Here is a 19,577-nt window from a genome sequence, read left to right as displayed (position 1 = left end):
TCCTAATTGCTCTATTCGCGCTTGAGAGTCTCACCATCAACGACAGCCCTGGGCTGTCAGGTTATGCTCACAGCCTTCAACATCGATCTTAACCCCACACCAAAACATTGCGCTGGCTCCATAGCTTGGTGGCCATAGCGTCTGTGACCCACCCGATCCCATCCCGAACTCGGACGTGAAACCAGACTGCGCCGATGGTACTATCGCTTAAGCGATGGAAGAGTAGGTCGTCGCCAGGCTTTGAAGCCAGCGCAATCACAACGGTGCACCAGAACCCATTCACCCACTCGCCTCGTCCAGAGGCTCGAAACGGCCGCCGATCGCACGATCGGCGGCCGTTTTCGTTTGTCGCCAAATGCCCTGCGGCATCCAGCATCAGAGGCACAGCGGCCGCGCGGCTTTCGCGCTCGGCGATCTCCGTCGCACCCGATCTCTCACGTGGCGGTCGGCCGGCTCACCACCGCCGCGCGATCGACAGCATGAACGTTCTTGGCCGCAGCGGCGTATATTGCGGTCCCTCGCGGATCGAGAAGGGATTGCCGAACGCGAAGCTGTCGCCGGAAAGATCGAGCGCGTTGTCGAGTGTCGCCCCCAACCTCCATGGCCCGCGTGACGCGCTGAGCCGCGCCCCGACGACCGCATAGTCGCCCATCTGGCGATCGAGATCGCTGTCGAAGCTCAGGCGTGCGGTGCCGATATAATTTGCCTGCACCGCCGCCTCGCCGCGCCAGCCGGCGGCGCTGATCGCCTGTGCCACCTCGATCCGCCCGGTGACATCCGGCGCGATGGGAAGTCGGCGATTGTCGAGCGCCGCGCCATCCTCCCCGCGCAGCAGGCGGCTGTGCTGGACCGCGGCGCCCGCTGAAAGGCTGAGCCCTTCGCCTAGCCGCCAGTCGAGCGCCGCCTCGATGCCGATGATCCGCGCCGATCCGGCGTTGCGCGTGGAGATCAACCCATTGGGCAGCAGATAGTCCGATTGGACGCGATCCCACCAGGTGAAATAGCCGCTGCCCGACAGCGCCAGCCGCCCGTCCGTGCTGGCCTTGCGGATGCCGAGATCAACCGTATTGATCCTGTCTGCATCATAGCTGCCCACACCCTCACCCTCGGAAGGCGCGAGACCGCCAGGCCGCTTGGCACGCGCATAGCGAAGGTAGAGAATACCCTCATTCGCCAGCGGCAGCGATAGGGAGGCGCTGGGCGACACCAAGGTCTTGGTGCGCAGCCGGATACGTTCGCCTTCTGGTTCCGCCGCCATGTCGCGCGAGACCGAGCGGAAGACACGCGCGCCCACGGTGGCGTCGAGCCGGCCGAGCAGGTGCCAGGATGCCTCTCCGAAAGCGGCATATTCCACGGTCCGGCGGTCAATCGTATCGACGACCCGCGATGTACCGGCCTCGTCGGCGATGGTCGCGGTGCCCTTGGTCCGCGCCCCGAGTACGGACAGACCGACCAGCCAGCGGCCGCCATCGGCCGGGGAAAGGCGCAGTTCCTGGTTGAACAGCGAATAGGTCCGACGATCCGCGAAGCGCGCGGCGCCCATCAGTCCGAAGCTGGCGGATGCGGCGCTGGCGTCGAGCGTCGTGTCGAACCCCTGGCCGACGATGCTGGTGGCTGACACCAGCCGCAGGCCGCCCAGCCGGCCCTCGATCGTGGCATGCGCCATGCCGAAATCATTGTCGGTGGGCTCGGCGATGCGGTTGGCGCGGATCAGTGCGTCATTGCCGCTCAGCACATATTGGCTGTCGCGCGCATCGATATCCTGCTGCGCAACGCCAAGATCGACGGTCCAGTCCTCAGTGGGTAGCCAGCGCAGCGCCAGCCGCATGCCGGCGACGCGGGTGGAATTGCTGTCGGTGCGGCCATCCTCATTGTCGATCCAGCCCGCCTTGACGATGCGATAGCCGACCGCTCGCAATGCCAGACGGCCGTCGACGAGCGGCATGTTCGCCACCGCCTCGACGCTGCCGGTGACGCCGCCATGCTGCACGCCCTCGCTCGACAGCCGCAGCGTCGACGAAGCCTGGTCGAGGTCGGGGCGGCGGGTGACGATGTGGTAGATGCCGCCCAGCGCACCCGATCCATAGAGCGGCCCCTGCGGTCCCTTGAGGATCTCGACGCGCTCGACATCGATCAGATGCATATCGGGATTCGGCGCGTCGAAGGTGGCGCGGGTATCGTCGATCTGCACGGCGACGGTCGACTGGCTCTTGCCGATGAACGGGCTGTCGGCGACGCCGCGGATGAACTGGCGGTTGCGGCCAGGCCCGAGATTGGTTTCGGCAAGCCCTTCGGCGCCGAGGCTGACGTCGTGGCTCGACGGTGTGGCGGGTCCGTCGCCGAACGGCGCGAGCGCAATGACCGAGATCGACATCGGCACCGTGGCCAGCGATTCAGGACGCTTCTGCGAAGTCACGATGATGTCGGGCGCCGCCAGGTCAGACAGCGAAGGCTCGGGCGGCGGGGCCAGGGGCGGCGGCGCGCTGCGCGGCGCACGTTCGATGCGGTAGGTCGCGCCGACCCGGCGGGCACGTAACCCGCTGCCCTTGAGCAGCCGGCGCAGCGCCGCATCGGCGCTCATCCGGCCGGAGACGCGGCGCGTGATGATGCGCGGCATGGCGCCGGCGACGCCGATCGAAAGCCCGGTCTGCTCGGAAAAGCGGGCCAGCGCACCTTCCAGCGACCCCGCCGGAATGTCGATCGCGTGGCTCGCTTCGCGCGCGGCGGCGGGGGTGGCGCCGCCGATCGCGTCAGCGGCCAGCAGCAGCGCCGAGCCGAACGCCGCCTTCCGTGCGCACGACCCGCGCGCCGATGATCGTCGCGAGGTCGTCCACGAGTTTCGATCCGTCGCCGATAACCAGGCTCCCCGAAAAATGGGCATTCTCCAGCGAAGGATCGATGATGACAGGCGCGTTCGCGTACCGCGATATGTCCGCCGCAACAAGCGAGAGCGGAGCGTTGCTGTAGGACAGTCGACCCGACCGCCAGCTTCCGACATCGTCGGTGGCAACCGCCGAAAGGCGCGGCGTCTCTCCGGCCGAAACGAGTTGTTGGCCGGCGACCACGCGCACCGTCTCCATCCGTGGCGAGGCGATGCTGACGACACCCTCGGACACTGCCACGCGGAAAGCAGCGTTCGTGTGGTTGATCGAGAAGCGCGTGCCGATATCGGTCACCTCGTAGGGCCCGGCGGAGATGGTCAGCGTGCGCGACGGATCGTGGCGCACCTCGAAATAGGCCTCGCCTTGTGCGAGTTCGATCCGCGTCGCCTGCTCGTCATGGACGAGGATGCTGCTCGCGGGCGAAAGCGTGACGGTGGTGCCGTTTGCCAGTTGCACGGTGCGCGCGTGCTCTTCCGCGGCGTAGCTACGCAGCTCCTGTGTTGCCCACGGCACTGGCAGCACCAGCAGGAAGGCAAGCGCGGCGGCGATGCCGCCTCCGATCACCCACGCCAGGCGGGGCAGCCAGAAGCGTGCGGTTCGCACTGCAGCCGGTGCTTCCAGCACGTCGCGAACCTCGCTGCGATGCGCATCCACGGCGGCATCGATCAGATCTATCGCATCATAGGCTTCTTGGTGGCGCTGATCGGCCTCCAGCCAGGCGATATAGCCGTCCCAGTCGGCATCATCGCGGGCAAGCGCTGCCTGCCATGCCAGTGCCTCATCCATGATCGCGTCGCCTTCATGTGACCGTATCGTCATGGCCAGCGCCTTTCCCCATCCCTGTTCGCAGCCGGCAGCGTCATTGCGACGTCCCCCAATCCAGCAGCGTGCGTTTCAGATTCTTCATCGCAACGGCCATATGCTTTTCCACGCCGCTCTTGCTGATCCCGAGCCGGTTCGCGACATCGGCGTGGCTGAGGCCCTGCAGCTTATGCAGTTCGAACGCACGACGCGCGCCATCGGGCAGGTTGGCGATTGCCGACGCCAATGTCGCGACCTCCTCGCGGTCGAGCATTTCTTCTTCCGCCGTCTTGCGCCGGTCGACCGCATCGAGGGTCGCGGCGGCGAAGTCGGTGACCTCGTCTGCCCAGCGACGATCCCGTTCCATGCGGCGCTGGCGCGTGCGCAGGCGGTCCTTTACCAGGTTCTGCGCCATGCGGAACAGATAGGCGCGCGCGTCCTGCACATCCCCGGGTGGGTTCTGCTGCAGCTTGATCCACAGTTCCTGCAGCAGGTCCTCCGCCTCGCTGCGGATCGCGGTGCGCGCCATCAGCAGGCGCAGCAGGCCGGCACGATGAAGGCCGTAGGCGTGGGACCAATCGTCCTGTTCGATCAGCATCGTCCTGGTCATCTAGATGTCGTTCGCCGCCAGTGCCGGTGGCGATACCAGCGCCAGCTTGCCACGCCGCGCGGTCACCGCAAACGGCCGCCGTTCTCGTCGCCAGGCGCGCGGCGATGGACGCGCCGTGCCGTTGGCGATGGCGCGGATATGATCGATGGTGACTGCGGTCCAGCCCGCCGCGGTAAACGCCGCCACCAGTTCGTCACCCGGCGCGTGCCCGCGTCCGATCGCAGCCGCCATCGCCCGCAAGGCTTCCAGCCGCGCGTCGGCCAGCGGCCGCGCCGTCGATGCGCCGAACAGATGGTGGAGCAACCGCCGGAGCGGCCCGGCGACCGCCATCGCGAGGATCGCCGGCCGCTCGCGCGGCGACAGGCCGATGCGGACGACCTCGATTTCCAGCGGCGAGAGGGCGGAGGGGAGGGGCGGCATCGTTTAGAAGGCGTAGGAGATGCCGAGCAGCGCCTGCCCGAAGCTTTTGGAGCCATCCTTCACGATCGGGCTGTCCGCCGCGTCGCCGGTGAAGGTGCCACCGCCCGCGCGCGCGATCACGCCCCAGTGGCGCGACAATTGATAGCCTGCGGTCACCCCCGCCGAGACACGGCTGATCCCGCCGCCCGGGCGATAGGCGTCGAGGCCGGAGGCAACGGATTCTGCCTCGGTCACGCCGAAGAAGGTGCGCGTATATTTCTTGTCGTTGAAGCGCGCGGAGATATCGAAGGTGGCGAACAGGCGCTGTGAGCGGATCGCAGCATAGCTCAGGCCAGCGTCGACGGTGATGCCCTTCTCTTTTTTGCTGTCCTTGGTCGCCTGCAGCGAGACGACGAAACGGCCCTGGCCGGCTTCGTTGCCGCCGAAGCGATAGCCGACGAAGCCGCCGAAGCTGGCGCTGTTGCCGATCGTATCGAGCAGCTTGACCCGCCCATCGGCATCGCTGCGCGAACGGGAATTGGAAAGCCCGACAACCGGGCCGAACAGGAAGCTGCCGCCGCCGCCGAAATCCGCTTTCAGCTCAGGGCCGGCGAGGTTGAACTCGACGCCGCGATAGCGCACCGCGGCGAGGCCGAACGGCGTCGCCTGATACTTGCTGGCGCCCTCATAAGCTGGGATGACGCCGCCGCCGAGCGCGATCAGCCCCGAGACCTTTCCGTCATCCTCTTCCTTGTTCGCAGGTGAATTCGCCACGGCGGTCGGTGCGGTGGTGTCGAGTGTCGTCTGGGCTGTGGCACGCGAGCCCATCAGCGCGGTCGCAACCACAGGCAGCAAATATCGGATCATCATCGTCTCCGGCAGGCGTTGGCAGTCCGGCGCAGACGATGTGGATGCAGCGCCACCTCAGTGGCGCTGCGAAAAAAAATTGGCTCAGCGATCCATCGCGATGATCCGCACTGGCCCGAACAGTCCGGATGGCCTCAGCGGCGCGTCCGGCCGATAGGTGGGGGCGCTGGCGAAGGTCTGCTTCTGCGCGCCGGGCTGGGCGTCGCCGATCAATCGGTTGACCCAGAGATTGGCCACCTTCACCTCGATCAGGTTGCGCCCCGGCTTCACCAGATCGCCGATCGCGACGCGGTAGGGCGCGAACCAGGTGGTGCCGGCACGCTTGCCGTTGATCCATACCTCCGCGACATCGCCGATGCGGCCGAGATCGATCGCGAGCGGCGCGCCCGGCCGGGTGCCGGCGGGCAGGGTGAAGCTGCTGGCATAGGTCGCGATGCCTGAGAAATAGCGGATCGCGGGATCGGCATCCTTTTCCAGCGGCGTGAGGCCTTGCATCATGCGTTCGGCGGGGGCGCCGCGACCGGGCTGGAAGCGGACCGTCCAGGGGGCGGAGAGGGTGGCGATCGGGGTTTCGCGGGGGGCTGCGACGGTGCGTTGCGGATCGGTCGCGGGCTTGCGGAAGAGGATGAAGAAGGCGTCCTCGCGGCCGACGTCGAGCGGGATGACGCTGTGCTTGCCTTCGATCCGGTAGGATAGGGGGCGGGCGGTGCCGTCGATGGCGCGCCAGATCTCGGGTGCGCGACCGGTCACGCGGAAGCGCGCCTCGATCGTCTCGGTCTTCGCGGCGCCGTGGCGGACGAAATAGAGATCTCCATCGGCCAGCTTGCGGTGGACGAACGCATAGTCCGTCGGCGTGCCGCCGGTGATCGCGACATCGGGGGCCAGCCCGATGCCGGCGAGCGCGGCTTCGGGATCGGTGCCGGCGATCACGCGGCCCTTTCCGATGGCGGCGCCACTCCACAGCCGGTCGGCGAGCGCGCCGAATGCGACGGGATCATCCTGCAGCGCCGGGGAGCGGGTGGGGCGATTGCCGATTACGGTGACACCCGCCTCGACGAGAGCGGCGATGCGGCGGAGCGTCGCCAGGGTCATCACGTTGCTGGTGCCGCCGAGATAGAGCGCCTTGTAGCGCGCGCCGCCGGACGCGACGAGTTCGCCGTGCTCCACCGTCAGCCGGTTGGCGAGGATATCGGCATTGACGAAATCATAGGCGTAGCGCGTCGGGATGCCCGCCGGAACGCCCTGTTCGAACAGCGAGGTGATCGGCCGGTCCTCGCCATAGAACCACGCGATGTCGGCATGATCGCGGCCCTGCTGCAGCAGGAAGCCGGTGCGCGCCATATAGTCGACCCATGGCTTCGCCATCTCCGCCCAGCTTTCGTGGCGGTTGAAATATTGGCCGAAGATCATGAGGCTGAGCCCCGGCAGCTTGTCGTCCACTGGCTGGTGGACCGAGGTGTGGACGATCGGGCGGTTGATGCCCGAGACGAACTCCAGATCGATCACGCGCTTGAGGTCCGCCGGCGCGAAGGCCCAGGGCGCGAAGGCGGAGGTCATCGATTCCGCCGAGACGATGTTCTGGCCATAGATGTGCGCGACCGACGCCGCGCCCTTCATGTCGCCCAGCAGGGTGGGGCGTGGTGCCGCGCCGCGGTTGAAGGTCCACAGCGCCGCCATCGGCACGTCGGCATGCGCGCGCATCGCCAGATCGTCGCCCAGCACCGGCCGGCCATTTTCCAGCGCCTCGCCATAAACGATCAGGCCTTGCTCATGCGCCACCTTCGCGACGGTTCCGTAATGCGCGTCGGCCAGCAGGTCGGCCAAGGTCTGGCGATAGTCGTGGAGGAAGGCATCACTGCGCGCGGCCGAGCCGATCACCGTGCCGGTCAGCGCGGGCAGCCAAGGCGTCGGATCATAGCCGCGGCGCGCCTTGAACTGGGCGACGATCTCCGGCGTCCAGTTGGAGGCACCCACTTCGATGCTGTCGGTCAGCAGCGCGCGGATGCCCTTCTTGCCGATCCAGTCGGCGCCCACCGTGTCGCGATACATCGCCAGATAGGTTTCGAGGTAGCGGCGCACCGCGCCGGCATCATATTTGTCGACCTCAAGACCGGTCGCCTCGGGCGTGGCGGGATGGTTGGTCTTGCCGGTCAGCGAAGAACCGAGCCGCAGGATACGCCAGTCGCTGCCCTTCGGCGCTGTCCAGTCGAGCGTGCCGTCGGGCCGCAGCCGGTCGGTGAGGTCGATGACCTTCGCGGGATCGATCGCCGGTGCATCCGCGGTCGGCAGGGCGTTATAGTCGGGCAGCAGGGCGAACCCCGCCTTGGCCTCAAACTGGTCGATCCGCGGTTCGGCGAAGAGGCGGAAGTCGCCGATGGCGAGCGTCGGCGTTTCGGGCCGCGCGAACACATCGATGCTGATCGCGCCCGGTGCACCATCGCCCAGCCCCGGTGACTTGGCCGCGTCGTTGGCGGCGAGCAGCAGGCGGAAGCGGCGCGCGGTGACGGGGGCGAAGGCGATCGTCGTCGCCGCCTCGTTGAGCGGGATGCGGCCGATCCGCGCCCAGCCCTCCGCGGTCTCCGCCTCAAGCGCGGGCAGATAGGCCGGATCGCCGAAAGGCGGGCGTGCGTGGGGGATGAACAGGCTGGCCGAACGGATGGTGACGGGCTTGCCATAGTCGAGGATCAGCGCGCCGGGGTTGGCGGCGTCGCCCTTCGCCACCGGAACGGTGGTTTCGAGATCGTCATCGGCGAGCGCGGCGGCATCGAGCGATGCGCCGCCGGCCTGGCTGGCGACGGGCTGCGGCAGCGCCTGCCTGGCAAGCGGATAGGCGAGGATGCGCGCGTCCTGGTAGAAGCGCGGCTGCTCGGGGCCTTTCTCTCCCCCCGCCAGCGGATCGCTGAATGCCACGCTCTGGAACGGGCCGGTGGTCGCGGGCGGCGCGGGCAAGGCACCGGAGTAGCGCAGGCCGCCGCGCAGATCGGCCTGCGCCCAGACCAGTTTCTTCATCGCATCCCGCGGCTTCACCCAGGGGCCGCCGGTCTCGCTCCAGCCGGGCGAGGCGGCGATGGCGAATTCCAGCCCCTTGGCATCGGCTACATGAACGGCATGGCGGAACGCATCCTTCCAGCCATCGGTCATGTAGGTCAGCCGCTCAGGCACGATCTGCGGCGTCTGGAGATTGGCATCGAAATTCTGAACGCCGGCCACGCCGATCCGCGCCAGCCAGTCGAGATCCTTCTCGATCCCGTCCTTGGTGACGTTGCCGTTCATCCAGTGCCACCACACGCGCGGACGCGCCGTGGCGGGCGGGCTGCGGAAGCCATCGGCAAGTTCGTCGGCATGGGCGGGCATCGCGATCGCGGTGCAGGCAAGCAGCGCGGCGAGGCGCAAGGTCCGTGCGGTCATGTTGGTTTCCGATTGTCAGGGACGGCCGGCGAGGAGGTTGCGCGCCTCCAGCCATGCGAGGAATTGCGGCAGCATGCCCGTGGTGGTCGTGCCGGGGCGGCCCGCACCGAAGCCATGGTCGCCGCGTTCATAGGCATGGAGTTCGACCGGCCGGCCGGCCTTGCGCCACGCATCGACGATGCCGAAGCCCTGTTTGGCGAAAAGCCCGTCGTCCATGGCGATCGCCGCGAACATCGGCGGTGCGTCGGCCGGCACCGCAACCGGCAGCATCGGACCATAGATATAGCCGAGGAAGGCGGGGCGGGCAGCGCCCTTGCCTTCAAGCGTGGCGTTGAGCGCGGTCATCGCGCCGGCGGAAAAGCCGATCATGCCGACGCGTGCCGGATCGATGCCGTAGCGGGTAGCATTGGCACGAACCATCGCCAGTGCCTTCAACGCGTCCTCGGTCGCGCGCGGTTCGCGCACTTCGGGCCCGGCCTCTCCCTTCGCGGCCGCGCCAAATCGCCCGGCCATCACCGCCATGAACGCGCCATCGTCCCGCGGGGTGGGATTGAGGCGGTATTTCAACACGAAGGCGGCGATGCCATGATCCGCGAGCCATTGGGCGATGTCGCGCCCCTCGCCGGTCATCGACAACGACAGGAAGGCACCGCCGGGGGCGACGATGACCGCTGCACCGCTGCCCTTGCCGGCCGCGGGCAGATAGGGGGTGATCGTCGGCCGGACGACGTTGCGGACCATGATGTTGTCGAACCGGTTCTCGCCGATCTGGCCGGACATATGCGACCATTGCTCGTCCGCGCCAGGCTTCGCCGGCTTGTTGTCCGGATAGAGCGGGATCGCCGGCCCGAGGTCGGGCGCGGAAATGGGTTCGACGCGCGGCGCCTGCCCGATCGCGGGCGCGCCCAGCAGCAGCGCAAGCGCCGCGGTGATCGCCAGTCTCATGCCGTCAACCTCCCGATGCAGACGGTCGTGATCGCGGCGCCGAGCGTGCCGCCATAGCCGAGCTTGAGCAGCAGCGCCGTTGTCCAGCCGATCGGCGGAAGCGATGCGCACAGCGCTGCCATCGCCGCACCGACGAGGCCGCCGAGCAGCGCGAACAGCGAGGCGCGCAGCACGATCGGCTGGATGCCGATCGGCAGCCGCAGCCGCCGACGGAGGATGAGGCATGGCACCAGCGCGCTCATCAGCGCGACCGCGATCGACTGCGGTACGAAATCCAGCGCCAGCCGATCCGGCGCGCCCCATGCGAGCAGGCGCGGGGTCAGACCGTAGAGCAGCGCGAAGAAGGCGAGGCTCAGCATTGCGTTGATCGCGAAGCTGGTCGCCGCCTCCCGCATGACCGTCTGGCGCGGGATCGCCGCCACCGTCACAGCGCGTTGCGGCGCGCGATCGCGCCGTAGATACCGGCACTGGGCTTGGCCGTTCGCGCGAAGGTCTTGGGATCGACGCTGTGCAGCCCGAAGCGTGGCTTGTAGCCGAAGATCCATTCGAAATTGTCGAGCAGCGACCAGTGGCAGTAGCCGGTCACCGGCACGCCATCGTCGATCGCTTTTTTCAGTTCGGCGAGCGCCGCAGGGATGAAGGCGGCGCGGACGGCATCGTCATCGGTGCCGACACCATGTTCGGAGACCAGCACCGGCATGCGCGTCCGTTCATGCGCGTAGCGGACCGCGCCGGCGAGCGAAGGCGCCCAGACCTCCGTGCCGCTCCAGTTCACCGCCGAACCGGCGGGGGCAGGCTGGCGGCCCTTCTCGCTCCACAGCGCGCGCTCGTAATTCTGCACGCCGATGAAATCGTCCCGCTTCGCGACCTCCAGCCAGGCGCCGTAGAGTTCGGCGCGCATGCGATCGCGCATCGCGGTGTTGCCCACCGCCTGATCGTCCATCATCGCCAGCGAGATGCCGACCGGAAGATCGCCGCGCGCCGCCTTGATCGCCGCCTTGCCAGCCTGATGCGCGGCAAGCAGCCCCCGTTGAAGCGCGGGCAGATCGGCGATGTCCGCGACATTCGCGCTGACGAACTTCGGCACACCCAGCCGCTTAGCCGCGGTCTCAAGGGTCGCCTTCTGGATCTCCCAAACCTGTGGGGGCAGCATCGGTTTCAGCAGCAGCAGGATATTGGGTTCGTTGAAGGTGATCGCCTGCGCGATGCCGGCGCCCAGCGCGCGCGTCGCCGTGTCGCAATAGCGCGCGAAGAGTTCAGCGGATTCGGCATTGGTCCAGCCGCCCTGCGCGCTGAACCAGCGTGGCGCGGTGAAATGGCTGTAGGTGACGATCGGGCTGAGGCCGCGCGCGCGGCAACCTTCGATCACCGCCTTGTAATGATCGAGCATCGCTTGCGAGAAGCGGCCCTTCTCGGGCTCGATACGCGCCCATTCGATGCCGAACCGATAGGCGTTTAGCCCCATCGCCTTCGCCAGATCGAGGTCGGTTTCCCAGAGATCGAAGCTGTTGCAGGCATCGCCCGAGGGGGTGGCGAAGATGGTCGGCTGCTGGTTCTCCAGGAACCACAGATCGCTGGCGAGATTATTGCCCTCGATCTGGTGCGGCGCGGTGGCGGCGCCCCACAGGAAGCCCTTGGGGAAGGCAGGGTCTGCGGGGGGCTTGCGCGCGGCGAGCGCGGGCGCCGCCATCATCGCGGCACCGGTCGCGATCCCGCTCGCCAGCATCGTCCTGCGGTCCAGCATCCGTCTCTCTCCCTTTTATCGTTCGGTGGTGGCGCGCACGAAGGCGCAGATCTCGTCGGCCAGCCGCCGGTCGGCGGTGCCCAGATGCATCGGCATCGAATAATGATTGTGACCCGACAGGATCATCGCGCGCGGCATGGCGTCGTGCCGCGCCAGCCGTTCCTGCATCAAGGACAGGAACTCGGCCTGGAAACGCGGCGGGTCGAATTCGGCCGAGGCCAGGAACAGCGGCAGCCCGGTCGCCGCCAACGCTTCCAGCGGCATCCGGTCCGAATAGAGCGCGGGGTCGCCATAATAGAGCGCATCGCGCTCATCGATCGGGGTGTAGCCGTAGAGACCGGAGAGCAGGATCGCGCCGCGAATGCCGCCTTCCACCCGCTTGAGCGCGCCGGCGACGTGCACCGCGCCCGCCGACGTGCCCGCCAGCACGATCCGGTCGGGATCGCCGCCATGCGCGGCGGCATTGGCCTTCAGCCAGCCGACCACCGCCGCGACATCCTCCGTCCCCGCCGGCCACATATGATCGGGCGCGAGGCGATAGGTGACGACGACGCCGAGGAAGCCGGCCGCCGCCGCCATCCGGCCGACATTGGCGTTGGCCCAGTCGGCGCCGCCGCCCTTGTCCCCCTTCAGGAAGCCGCCGCCATGGACGAAGACGAGGATCGGCGCGGCGCTGGCCGGTTCGGCCGGCGCGTAAAGGTCCAGCCGTTGGCGCGGATCAGGGCCATAGGGGATGTCCGCGGCGGTGACGGGCAGGGCGTCGCGCAACGCCGCCTGCTCCGCATCGAATAGCGCCCGGCATTGTTCGAGGATGGCTGGCCCGAGCGCGCGGCCCATCGCGGCGATCGCATCGCGCATCATCTGCACCCCACATCGAAGCTTGAAAGGTCGCGCGCAAGATCGACCGGCCCGGCATAGCGGCCGCCGATGCCGGCGCGCAGCGTCGGTTCGGACTCGCTGAGCAACCCCGGCACGGCGAAGTGGGTGAGGACGACGCGACCGACCTTCGCCTGCGCTGCGAGCTTACCGATATCCGCCGGGAGCAGATGGTGGGTCGACAGATGCTCGCGCATCGATGCCAGCATTTCGGGCGAGGCATCGATGCGGCGCTGGCGGATCTCCGCGAGCAGCCGGTCGAGATCGATCACCTCGCTCACCAGCATGTTGCTGCCCTCCGCCAGCCTCGTCACCGCCTCGCTGGGTCCGGTATCGCCGCTATAGGTGATGCTGCGGTTGCCCAGCGTGAAGCGGTAGCTGAGCGAGATGTTGGCGGGATCGGGCTTGCCGTCGTGATCGTAATGGCTGTTGGCGGCGGCCTCGACGATCGCGCCGCCATCCAGCGTGATGCGCGCGCCGTCGCGCAGTTCGATCGCGCGGACCGAGCCCGCGGGCGGGGGCGGCAAGGTGCCCAGGCCGAAGCCGATCCGGCTCGGCGGCGCCATCGAGGCGACGATGCCGTCGACCAGTTGGCTGGTGCCGGGTGGGCCATAGACCGTCAATTGGCCGGGGAACTGGTTCATCCAGCGCAGCCCGATCACCGCGGCGAGCCCGCCGCTGTGGTCGAGATGCAGATGGCTGATGAACACCGTGCGGATCAGCCGCAGGTCCATGCCGATGCGCGACAATTGGTTGACCGTGCCGTCGCCGGCATCGACCAGCACCTGCCGGTCGCCGAGGATCAGCAGGTTGGAAGGCTCGGCGCGGTCGGCGGTGGGCACCGGGCCGCCCGCGGTGCCCAAGGTCGTCCAACGCAGCGCCGGGCAGGCCGGCGCCGCGGCTGCGGGGGCGGCGCTGCCTGCGATCAGGCCTGCCACCATCGCCGGCAGGGCAATGTGCGTCGAGATCATCTGCTCGCTCTCCTCGCCGTCCGCACCACGCTGCCGTTAGAAGCGCATTTCCGCCGATACGCCCAGCGTGCGCCGGCCCTCGCGGCTCAGCCAGTTCACGCGGCCGCCTGGATCGCTGAAGGGCAGGCCGATGACCGCCGAATGGAAACGCTGGTCGAGCAGGTTGCGGGCGAAGACGCCGATGCGCCAATTGCCGTCCGGATGGCCGATGCCGGCGTTGAGGCCGATCGTTCCATAGCCCGGCTGGTCGGCATAGGCCTGCACAGCGGCGTATTGGACGCGGCTGCGATAGTAGAAGTTCGCCGACCAGTCGAAGGTCAGGCTGTCGTTGATCGGAAGGCGCACATCCGCTCCGGCGGTCGCGCTATATTTCGGCGCGCCCGACAGCGGCTCGCCCGCGGCCTGCACCAGGCTGGTGGTGCCGTCGAGATAGCAGGTGAAGCCGGCCTTCACGACATCGGGGCAGGCGGTCACATAATCGGTGAACTTGGTGTCCGAATAGGTGAAGGAGCCGTTGAGCGAGAATTCGGGCGAAACCCGCCATGACGTCTCGACCTCGAAGCCATTGGCTTTGAAGCCGCCGGCATTCTCCGTCAGGAATTCCAGCCCGTTGAACACCGAGGTCTGCAGGTTCTTGTAGGTGTCGAAGAAGATGTTGGCGTTGAGCGTGACGGCGCGATCGAACAATTGCGATTTCACGCCGACGGTGATGTCGCGCACCGTCTGCGGCCCCACATCCACCTTGGCGCCGGTCAGGCCGGAGAAGGTGACCGTGGGCCCGAGATAGCCGCGCGCGATCGTGCCGTAGATCATCAGGTCGCGGCTCGGCTTGAACTGGAAGCCGCCGCGGCCGGACCAGTCGCCCTTGCTCGTCGAGCCGGTGGCGAGCGGGCGGGCCGTGTAGAAATTGACCTGCCCCGGCACCGGCGGGCCCGGCGGATTGGGCGGGAAAGCGGGATCGATGATCGAGAAGCTCGACGATTTCACCCAGTCATATTGATAGCGCAGGCCTCCGATCACCGCCAATTGCTCGCTGACGTTGAACTTGCCGTCGAAGAAGGCGGCCAGCGAGTCGGAGCGGGTCTGGGTGTTGCTCTGGCCCGCCGAAATGCTGACGATGAACGGATTGAACGGCGCGGCCGGGCGCAACTGTGCGCGGCTGAGATCATTGTCGTCGCCCACCTTGCGCCGCGAGCCGTAGACGCCCGCGGTGAATTCGAGCGCGCTGCCCGAGGGCGAGGTGATGCGGAGTTCCTGCGACAGGAAGGTCTGGTCGACGCCATCCTGCTGCGCGGTGAAGACGGGAACGCTGCTGCCATCGATCGCGAAGACCTGCGGGCCTTCGTCGAGCCGGCGCCACGCCGAGATCGATGTGAAGTTATAGTCGCCGAGCGCGAGGTTCACTTCAAGCGAGGCGCCATAATTCTGCTCGCTGGTATAGCCCTCGTATTCCTCGGCGGATTTGGCGTTGTCGAACCCCGGCGTGATGCCGAGTGCGCCGAGATTGCCGAAGCGTGCAGCCATCAGCGGGTTGGCGAAGCTGGGCAGCCGCGCCAGCGACCAGATCTGGCCGGGGCCGGTGCGATCGATCTTCGAATAATCGGCGATGAGGTAGATGCTGAGCGCATCGCTCGGCTCGAAATACAGCTTGCCGCGCGCGCCATAGCTTTCCTCGCCGCCCCAATCCTTGTCGAGGACGACGTTGCGCAGGAAGCCATCGTTGCGCCGGTAGAAGCCGAACAGGCCGAGCGCGGTGTTCGCGCTGAGCGGCAGGTTGAGATTGCCGTTGACGTTGACCTCGTTCAGCTCGGCATAGGAACCGAAGATCTTGCCGCCGACCTTGTCGAAGGTCGGCTTCTTCGTGGTGATGTTGACCACGCCGGACGAGGCGTTCTTGCCGAACTGCGTGCCCTGCGGCCCCTTCAGCACCTCCACGCGCTCGAGATCGCCCAGGCTGTTGATCGGGTTGCCGAACGGGATGACGACATTGTCGACGACGGTGCCGACATTCTGTTCGGACGAACTGCTGAACCCGCCTGCAGTGCCGACGCCGCGCAGGCGGAAGCCGCTGTCATTGGGCGAGGTGCCGAACTGCACGCCCGAGAATTGATATTGAATGTCGGTCAGCCGCTGGAAGCCGCTCTCGGCGAGCTGCTCGCCGCCGATTGCCGACACCGCGATAGGCACGTCCTGCAGGCGCTCGGCCCGGCGGGTGGCGGTGACGACGATATCGGCGCCGACATCCTCGGTGACTTCGGGTGCCGCCTGCGGCGCCGTGCTCTCCTGCGCGGCGGCTGGAGCGGCGAGGGCGATCGCGCTTGCTCCGGCAAGCGCGCTGATCAGAACCAATCCAGTCATTGTCTATCCTCCCCAAAACTTGCTTTCGCTTTGGATTATTGTTCGTCGATGATGCGGTTGGTGAGCGTGCCGACGAGGCCGATATCGACTTCGACCTTGTCGCCGGCCTTCATGTAGAGCGGCGGCGTGCGCTTATCGCCGACGCCGCCGGGCGTGCCGGTGGCGATCACGTCGCCGGGCGCGAGCGGCGTGAAGGCGGAGATATATTCGATGACGGTCGCGATATCCCAGATCATGTCGGAGACCGGTTGGTCCTGAACCAGTTCGTCGTTCAGCCGGGTGCGTACGCAGAGCGCGGTGACGTCTCCGACCTCGTCGGGCGTTACCAGCGCGGGGCCGAAGCCGCCGGTGCCGGGAAAGGTCTTGCCGGGGGTGAACTGGATGTTGTGGCGCTGCCAATCGCGCGCGGAGCCGTCGTTGAATGCGGCATAGCCGGCGACATGTGCCATCGCATCGGCACGCGCGACCTTGTGCGCACGCTTGCCGATGATCACCGCCAGTTCGCCCTCATAGTCGAAGCGCTCGGTGACCGCGGGCTTCACCATCGGCTGGCCATCAGCGACGAGACTGTCGGGATAGCGCACGAAGATCGCCGGATGCGCCTTCTGCTCGCGCCCGGTTTCCTTGACATGCTCGGCATAGTTGAGGCCGACGCACAGGATCTTGGCGGGATCGGGGATCACCGGCAGCAGCACCACGTCGGCGCGGGCGAAGCGCGTGCCATCGGTGAGCCCGGCGAGGCTCCCGTCGATCAACGCGGCCTTCAGACTAACGGCGCCGCCGGGGGTGGCCAGTTCGACGATCTGCTCGCCGTCCAGGCGCCCGAAGCTGGGCGTGCCATCGGGGCGGCGGAAGCTCACATAGCGCATCAGGCGTTTTCCTCGCTGGGCAGCCCAAGCGGCTGCGGTTGCCAGTCCCGCCGGTGGCGGAACCGTTCCTCGGCCTGGCGCAGGCCGGCAAAATCCTTGTCCGACATCCCCCACTGGTCGATCCGGCCTTCAGGCCAGATCCAGTCCTCGGGTGAGCCCGCCTCATAATCCTCGGGCACCTTCTCGACCGCAGTCGAGAATTCGATGACGGGGCCGAAGGGGGCGATGAAATAAGCGAACACATTGGCGCCGGGGCCGTGGCGGCCGGGCCCCCAGGCGGGCGCCAGGCCATGATCGCGCAGCCGGCCGATGCCGCGCATCACCGCATCCATATCTTCCATCTCGAACGCGATATGGTTGAGCGAGGCGATGCCGGCGCGCGCGAAGGCGGTGCTGTGGTGGGAGTCGTTGCAGCGGACGAACACCATGCCCTTGGTACGATCCGAGACGCGAAAGCCGAGCGCGCGCTCGACGAGCGCGCCGGTCGCCTCGGCATCGACCGAATTGAACACGACATGGGTAAGCTTCACCGGCAGGTCGCGCCCCTCGACGGGGTTGCTGTCCTCAGCGTCAGCCAGGAAGCGCAGCAGCTCGCCTTCGGCCAGTTCGACGATGATGCCGTGGCCGCCGCCGGGATCCGCGGAGACGGTGGGCGTGGCGACCAGCCCAGCGTCGCTGACCGAGCGCCGCAGCCGGTCCAGCCGCTCCGCCGAACAGACGAAGGTGGTGGAGCGGACATGCGGCGCCACCGCTTCCTGAAGCGCGACCAGATAGGGGAAGGGACCGGACCCGCGCAGATAATATGTGTCGCCCGCCTGCGTGGCGGGCAGCATGCCCCAGATGTCGGTCAGGAAGGCGGCGGCTTCGCCCGCATGGGGCAGCGCCAGCTCGATGCTGCGCAGCTTCATGATTGCACTCCGTGAAAAAGCCCGGCGCCGGCGATGCCGGCTGCGGCGCACGCCTCGTCGCGTTCGCCGGTGTCGCCGCTGATCCCGACCGCGCCGAGCAGGGCGCCTTGCTCATCGCGGACGAGCACGCCACCGGGCGAGAAGGCGATGTCGCCACCTACGACCGCCGCGACGCTCTGGAAGAACACCGGGTTGGCGGCGGCGCGCACCGCGATGACCCGCGTGTCCGCGCCCATGCCGAGCGCGCCGGTGGCCTTGGCGCGGGCGATGTCGAAGCGGAACAGGCTGGCGCCATCCTCGCGGACGAAGGCGATCGGGTGCGCGCCGGCATCAAGCACTGCGATGGCGAGCGGCTGCAGTCCTTCGCCGCGGGCGTGCGCCAACGCGTGGTCGACGATGGCGCGTGCCTGGCTGAGCGACAGCGTCATGCCGCGATCTCCCGGTCGACGGGCGTGCCGGCGATCAGCGCGTCGCGGTGTGCGATCAGCGCCGCGGCGGGGCCGGTGCCGAACACATAATGGTCGGGGCGAACCATCACCGCTTCGCCCGCGCGCGCGGAGAGCCAGCCCGATACGGCGCCGCCATCGGCGAGATCGTCGAGCGCGACGACGGTGACGTCGCCTGCCTCATCGATGGGCTCGCGGGTGAACAGCCGCCAGCCGCCGCCGGTCACATCGTCGAGCAATCGGCCGCCGACGCGGGGCTGGATGAAGCGCTCGCCGGCGCCCGGCGTGCCGCTGGCAATAAGGCCGCCGCCGATCGGGGGGATGAGATCGGCAGCGGTTCCGTGCTGCGCGGCCTTGGCTTCCTCGCGCATGCGCAGGTCGCGGGCGGCGGCAGCGTCGGGATCGAGCTGGCAGATATAGCGGCCCGCATTCACCGCCGCGGCGATGACCGCGCGAACATGCGGGTCGCGTTCCGGCTTGTAGGTGTCGAGCAGCGCTTCCGGCGCCTTGCCCCGCAACACCAGATCCAGCTTCCAGGCGAGGTTGGCGACGTCGCGGAAGCCGTGGCACATGCCCTGGCCGAAGAAGGGTGGGGTCTGGTGCGCGGCGTCGCCGGCCAGGAACACCCGGCCCTTGCGCCATTCATGCGCAATGAGGCCGTGGAAGCGGTAGGTCGCGGCGCGGACGACCCGATGCGGCACGCCCTCGAGATAGGGGGCGACCAGCGCCGCGACCGTTTCCGGCGCCATCATCGCTTGGTCATCCTCACCCGGCAGCAGCATGAATTCCCAACGGCGATGATTGCCGCGTCCCGGCACGATCGTTGCCGGACGGTGCGGATTGCACATCATCACCGACAGCGTCTGCAGGTTGGCGGCCTCGGGCACGCCCCACAGTTCGGGGAAGCGCACCGGCCCATCGACCTCGGCATCGACGACGAGCCAAGGCTCCTCGAAATTGAGATCGTCGAGCGCGATCCCCAGCGACTTTCGCACCGTGCTGCGCGCGCCATCGCAGGCGATGACATAGCGGGCGCGGGCGTGGGTGCCGTCGGCCAGGTCGAGGGTCACGCCCTCGCCATCCTGCGCCAGCCCCTCGAACGCCGCGCCGAACCTCAGTTCGACATTGGCGTAGGCGCCGAGCGCGTCGCGCAGATGCGCTTCGAGTTCGGGCTGGTAGAAGAAATAATCGTTGGACCAGCTATAGGGTCGCGGCCGCCCGACGGTGCCCATGTAACGGATCACGCCATGGTCGGCACCGACATGGAGGTGCCCTTCGGTATCGCGCATGTCGCCGGCGACGCGATCGATCACGCCCGCGGACTGGAACAGCCGCATCATCTCATGATCGAGATGCACCGCGCGGGGCAGCGGATAGGGCGCGGCCTCCTTCTCGAGCATCAGCACCGAGAAGCCGGCTTTGCCCAGGAAATTGGCCGCAAGGGCCCCTACCGGCCCGCAGCCGATGATCGCAACGTCGAACATGATGCGTCT

Annotated in this window: 16 protein-coding genes and 1 rRNA gene; 1 reads left to right on the top strand and 16 read right to left on the bottom strand. The window is 67.7% G+C overall.

The window, feature by feature from the left end; genetic code table 11:
• The first annotated feature begins 124 nt into the window (after positions 1-124).
• Positions 125-239, top strand: a 5S ribosomal RNA gene (gene rrf / locus FHS96_RS18560).
• 215 nt (positions 240-454) lie between these two features.
• On the opposite strand, the gene FHS96_RS18555 is transcribed toward rrf, so the two are convergent.
• The 16 genes from FHS96_RS18555 to FHS96_RS18480 all read right to left on the bottom strand — a co-directional run bounded on the left by FHS96_RS18555 (position 455) and on the right by FHS96_RS18480 (position 19,568).
• A complete protein-coding gene (locus tag FHS96_RS18555) occupies positions 455-2,746 on the bottom strand; it encodes a TonB-dependent receptor (protein WP_429594965.1) in 2,292 nt (763 codons plus the stop codon).
• A gap of 4 nt (positions 2,747-2,750) precedes the next feature.
• Positions 2,751-3,701, bottom strand: a complete 951-nt coding sequence (locus FHS96_RS18550; protein ID WP_429594946.1) for a FecR family protein — start codon at positions 3,699-3,701, stop codon at positions 2,751-2,753.
• A 40-nt stretch (positions 3,702-3,741) separates the two neighbouring features.
• Positions 3,742-4,293: an RNA polymerase sigma factor gene (locus FHS96_RS18545; RefSeq protein WP_429594943.1), complete on the bottom strand. Its 552-nt coding sequence runs from the start codon at positions 4,291-4,293 to the stop codon at positions 3,742-3,744.
• On the bottom strand, positions 4,294-4,713 hold the full coding sequence (locus tag FHS96_RS18540; RefSeq protein ID WP_429594940.1) for a hypothetical protein: 420 nt from the start codon (positions 4,711-4,713) through the stop codon (positions 4,294-4,296).
• A gap of 3 nt (positions 4,714-4,716) precedes the next feature.
• Positions 4,717-5,559, bottom strand: coding sequence for a MipA/OmpV family protein (locus FHS96_RS18535; RefSeq protein ID WP_429594937.1), 843 nt, complete (start codon positions 5,557-5,559; stop codon positions 4,717-4,719).
• Positions 5,560-5,643: 84 nt separating this feature from the next.
• A complete protein-coding gene (locus FHS96_RS18530; protein ID WP_429594934.1) occupies positions 5,644-8,967 on the bottom strand; it encodes a glycosyl hydrolase in 3,324 nt (1,107 codons plus the stop codon).
• A 15-nt stretch (positions 8,968-8,982) separates the two neighbouring features.
• The gene (locus FHS96_RS18525; protein WP_429594931.1) at positions 8,983-9,912 is read right to left on the bottom strand and encodes an alpha/beta hydrolase; all 930 of its coding nucleotides are present in this window, start codon (positions 9,910-9,912) and stop codon (positions 8,983-8,985) included.
• Positions 9,909-10,334, bottom strand: a complete 426-nt coding sequence (locus FHS96_RS18520; protein ID WP_429594928.1) for a hypothetical protein — start codon at positions 10,332-10,334, stop codon at positions 9,909-9,911. The genes FHS96_RS18525 and FHS96_RS18520 overlap by 4 nt, the downstream gene beginning before the upstream one ends.
• A 2-nt stretch (positions 10,335-10,336) precedes the next feature.
• Positions 10,337-11,656, bottom strand: a complete 1,320-nt coding sequence (locus tag FHS96_RS18515; RefSeq protein WP_429594925.1) for a glycoside hydrolase family 1 protein — start codon at positions 11,654-11,656, stop codon at positions 10,337-10,339.
• Positions 11,657-11,671: 15 nt separating this feature from the next.
• On the bottom strand, positions 11,672-12,523 hold the full coding sequence (locus tag FHS96_RS18510; RefSeq protein ID WP_429594923.1) for an alpha/beta hydrolase: 852 nt from the start codon (positions 12,521-12,523) through the stop codon (positions 11,672-11,674).
• Complete coding sequence (locus tag FHS96_RS18505) at positions 12,514-13,503, bottom strand: MBL fold metallo-hydrolase (protein ID WP_429594920.1); 990 nt, start codon at positions 13,501-13,503, stop codon at positions 12,514-12,516. The genes FHS96_RS18510 and FHS96_RS18505 overlap by 10 nt, the downstream gene beginning before the upstream one ends.
• Positions 13,504-13,539: 36 nt before the next feature.
• Positions 13,540-15,861: a TonB-dependent receptor gene (locus FHS96_RS18500; protein WP_429594917.1), complete on the bottom strand. Its 2,322-nt coding sequence runs from the start codon at positions 15,859-15,861 to the stop codon at positions 13,540-13,542.
• Between the two features lie 35 nt (positions 15,862-15,896).
• Complete coding sequence (locus tag FHS96_RS18495) at positions 15,897-16,730, bottom strand: fumarylacetoacetate hydrolase family protein (protein ID WP_429594914.1); 834 nt, start codon at positions 16,728-16,730, stop codon at positions 15,897-15,899.
• A complete protein-coding gene (locus FHS96_RS18490; protein WP_429594911.1) occupies positions 16,730-17,638 on the bottom strand; it encodes a VOC family protein in 909 nt (302 codons plus the stop codon). The genes FHS96_RS18495 and FHS96_RS18490 overlap by 1 nt, the downstream gene beginning before the upstream one ends.
• A complete protein-coding gene (locus tag FHS96_RS18485; protein WP_429594908.1) occupies positions 17,635-18,066 on the bottom strand; it encodes a GlcG/HbpS family heme-binding protein in 432 nt (143 codons plus the stop codon). Before FHS96_RS18485 ends, FHS96_RS18490 begins: the two co-directional genes overlap by 4 nt.
• Positions 18,063-19,568 (bottom strand): bifunctional 3-(3-hydroxy-phenyl)propionate/3-hydroxycinnamic acid hydroxylase, encoded by a 1,506-nt coding sequence (locus FHS96_RS18480; RefSeq protein WP_429594905.1) that lies wholly within the window; start codon positions 19,566-19,568, stop codon positions 18,063-18,065. The genes FHS96_RS18485 and FHS96_RS18480 overlap by 4 nt, the downstream gene beginning before the upstream one ends.
• Positions 19,569-19,577: the final 9 nt, after the last annotated feature.

Origin of the sequence: Sphingomonas zeicaulis (assembly GCF_050433225.1) — a bacterium.
Lineage (GTDB): Bacteria > Pseudomonadota > Alphaproteobacteria > Sphingomonadales > Sphingomonadaceae > Sphingomonas_D > Sphingomonas_D zeicaulis.
Note: the sequence above shows the minus strand (reverse complement) of the source record. Positions and strands in the feature narration are given on the sequence as shown.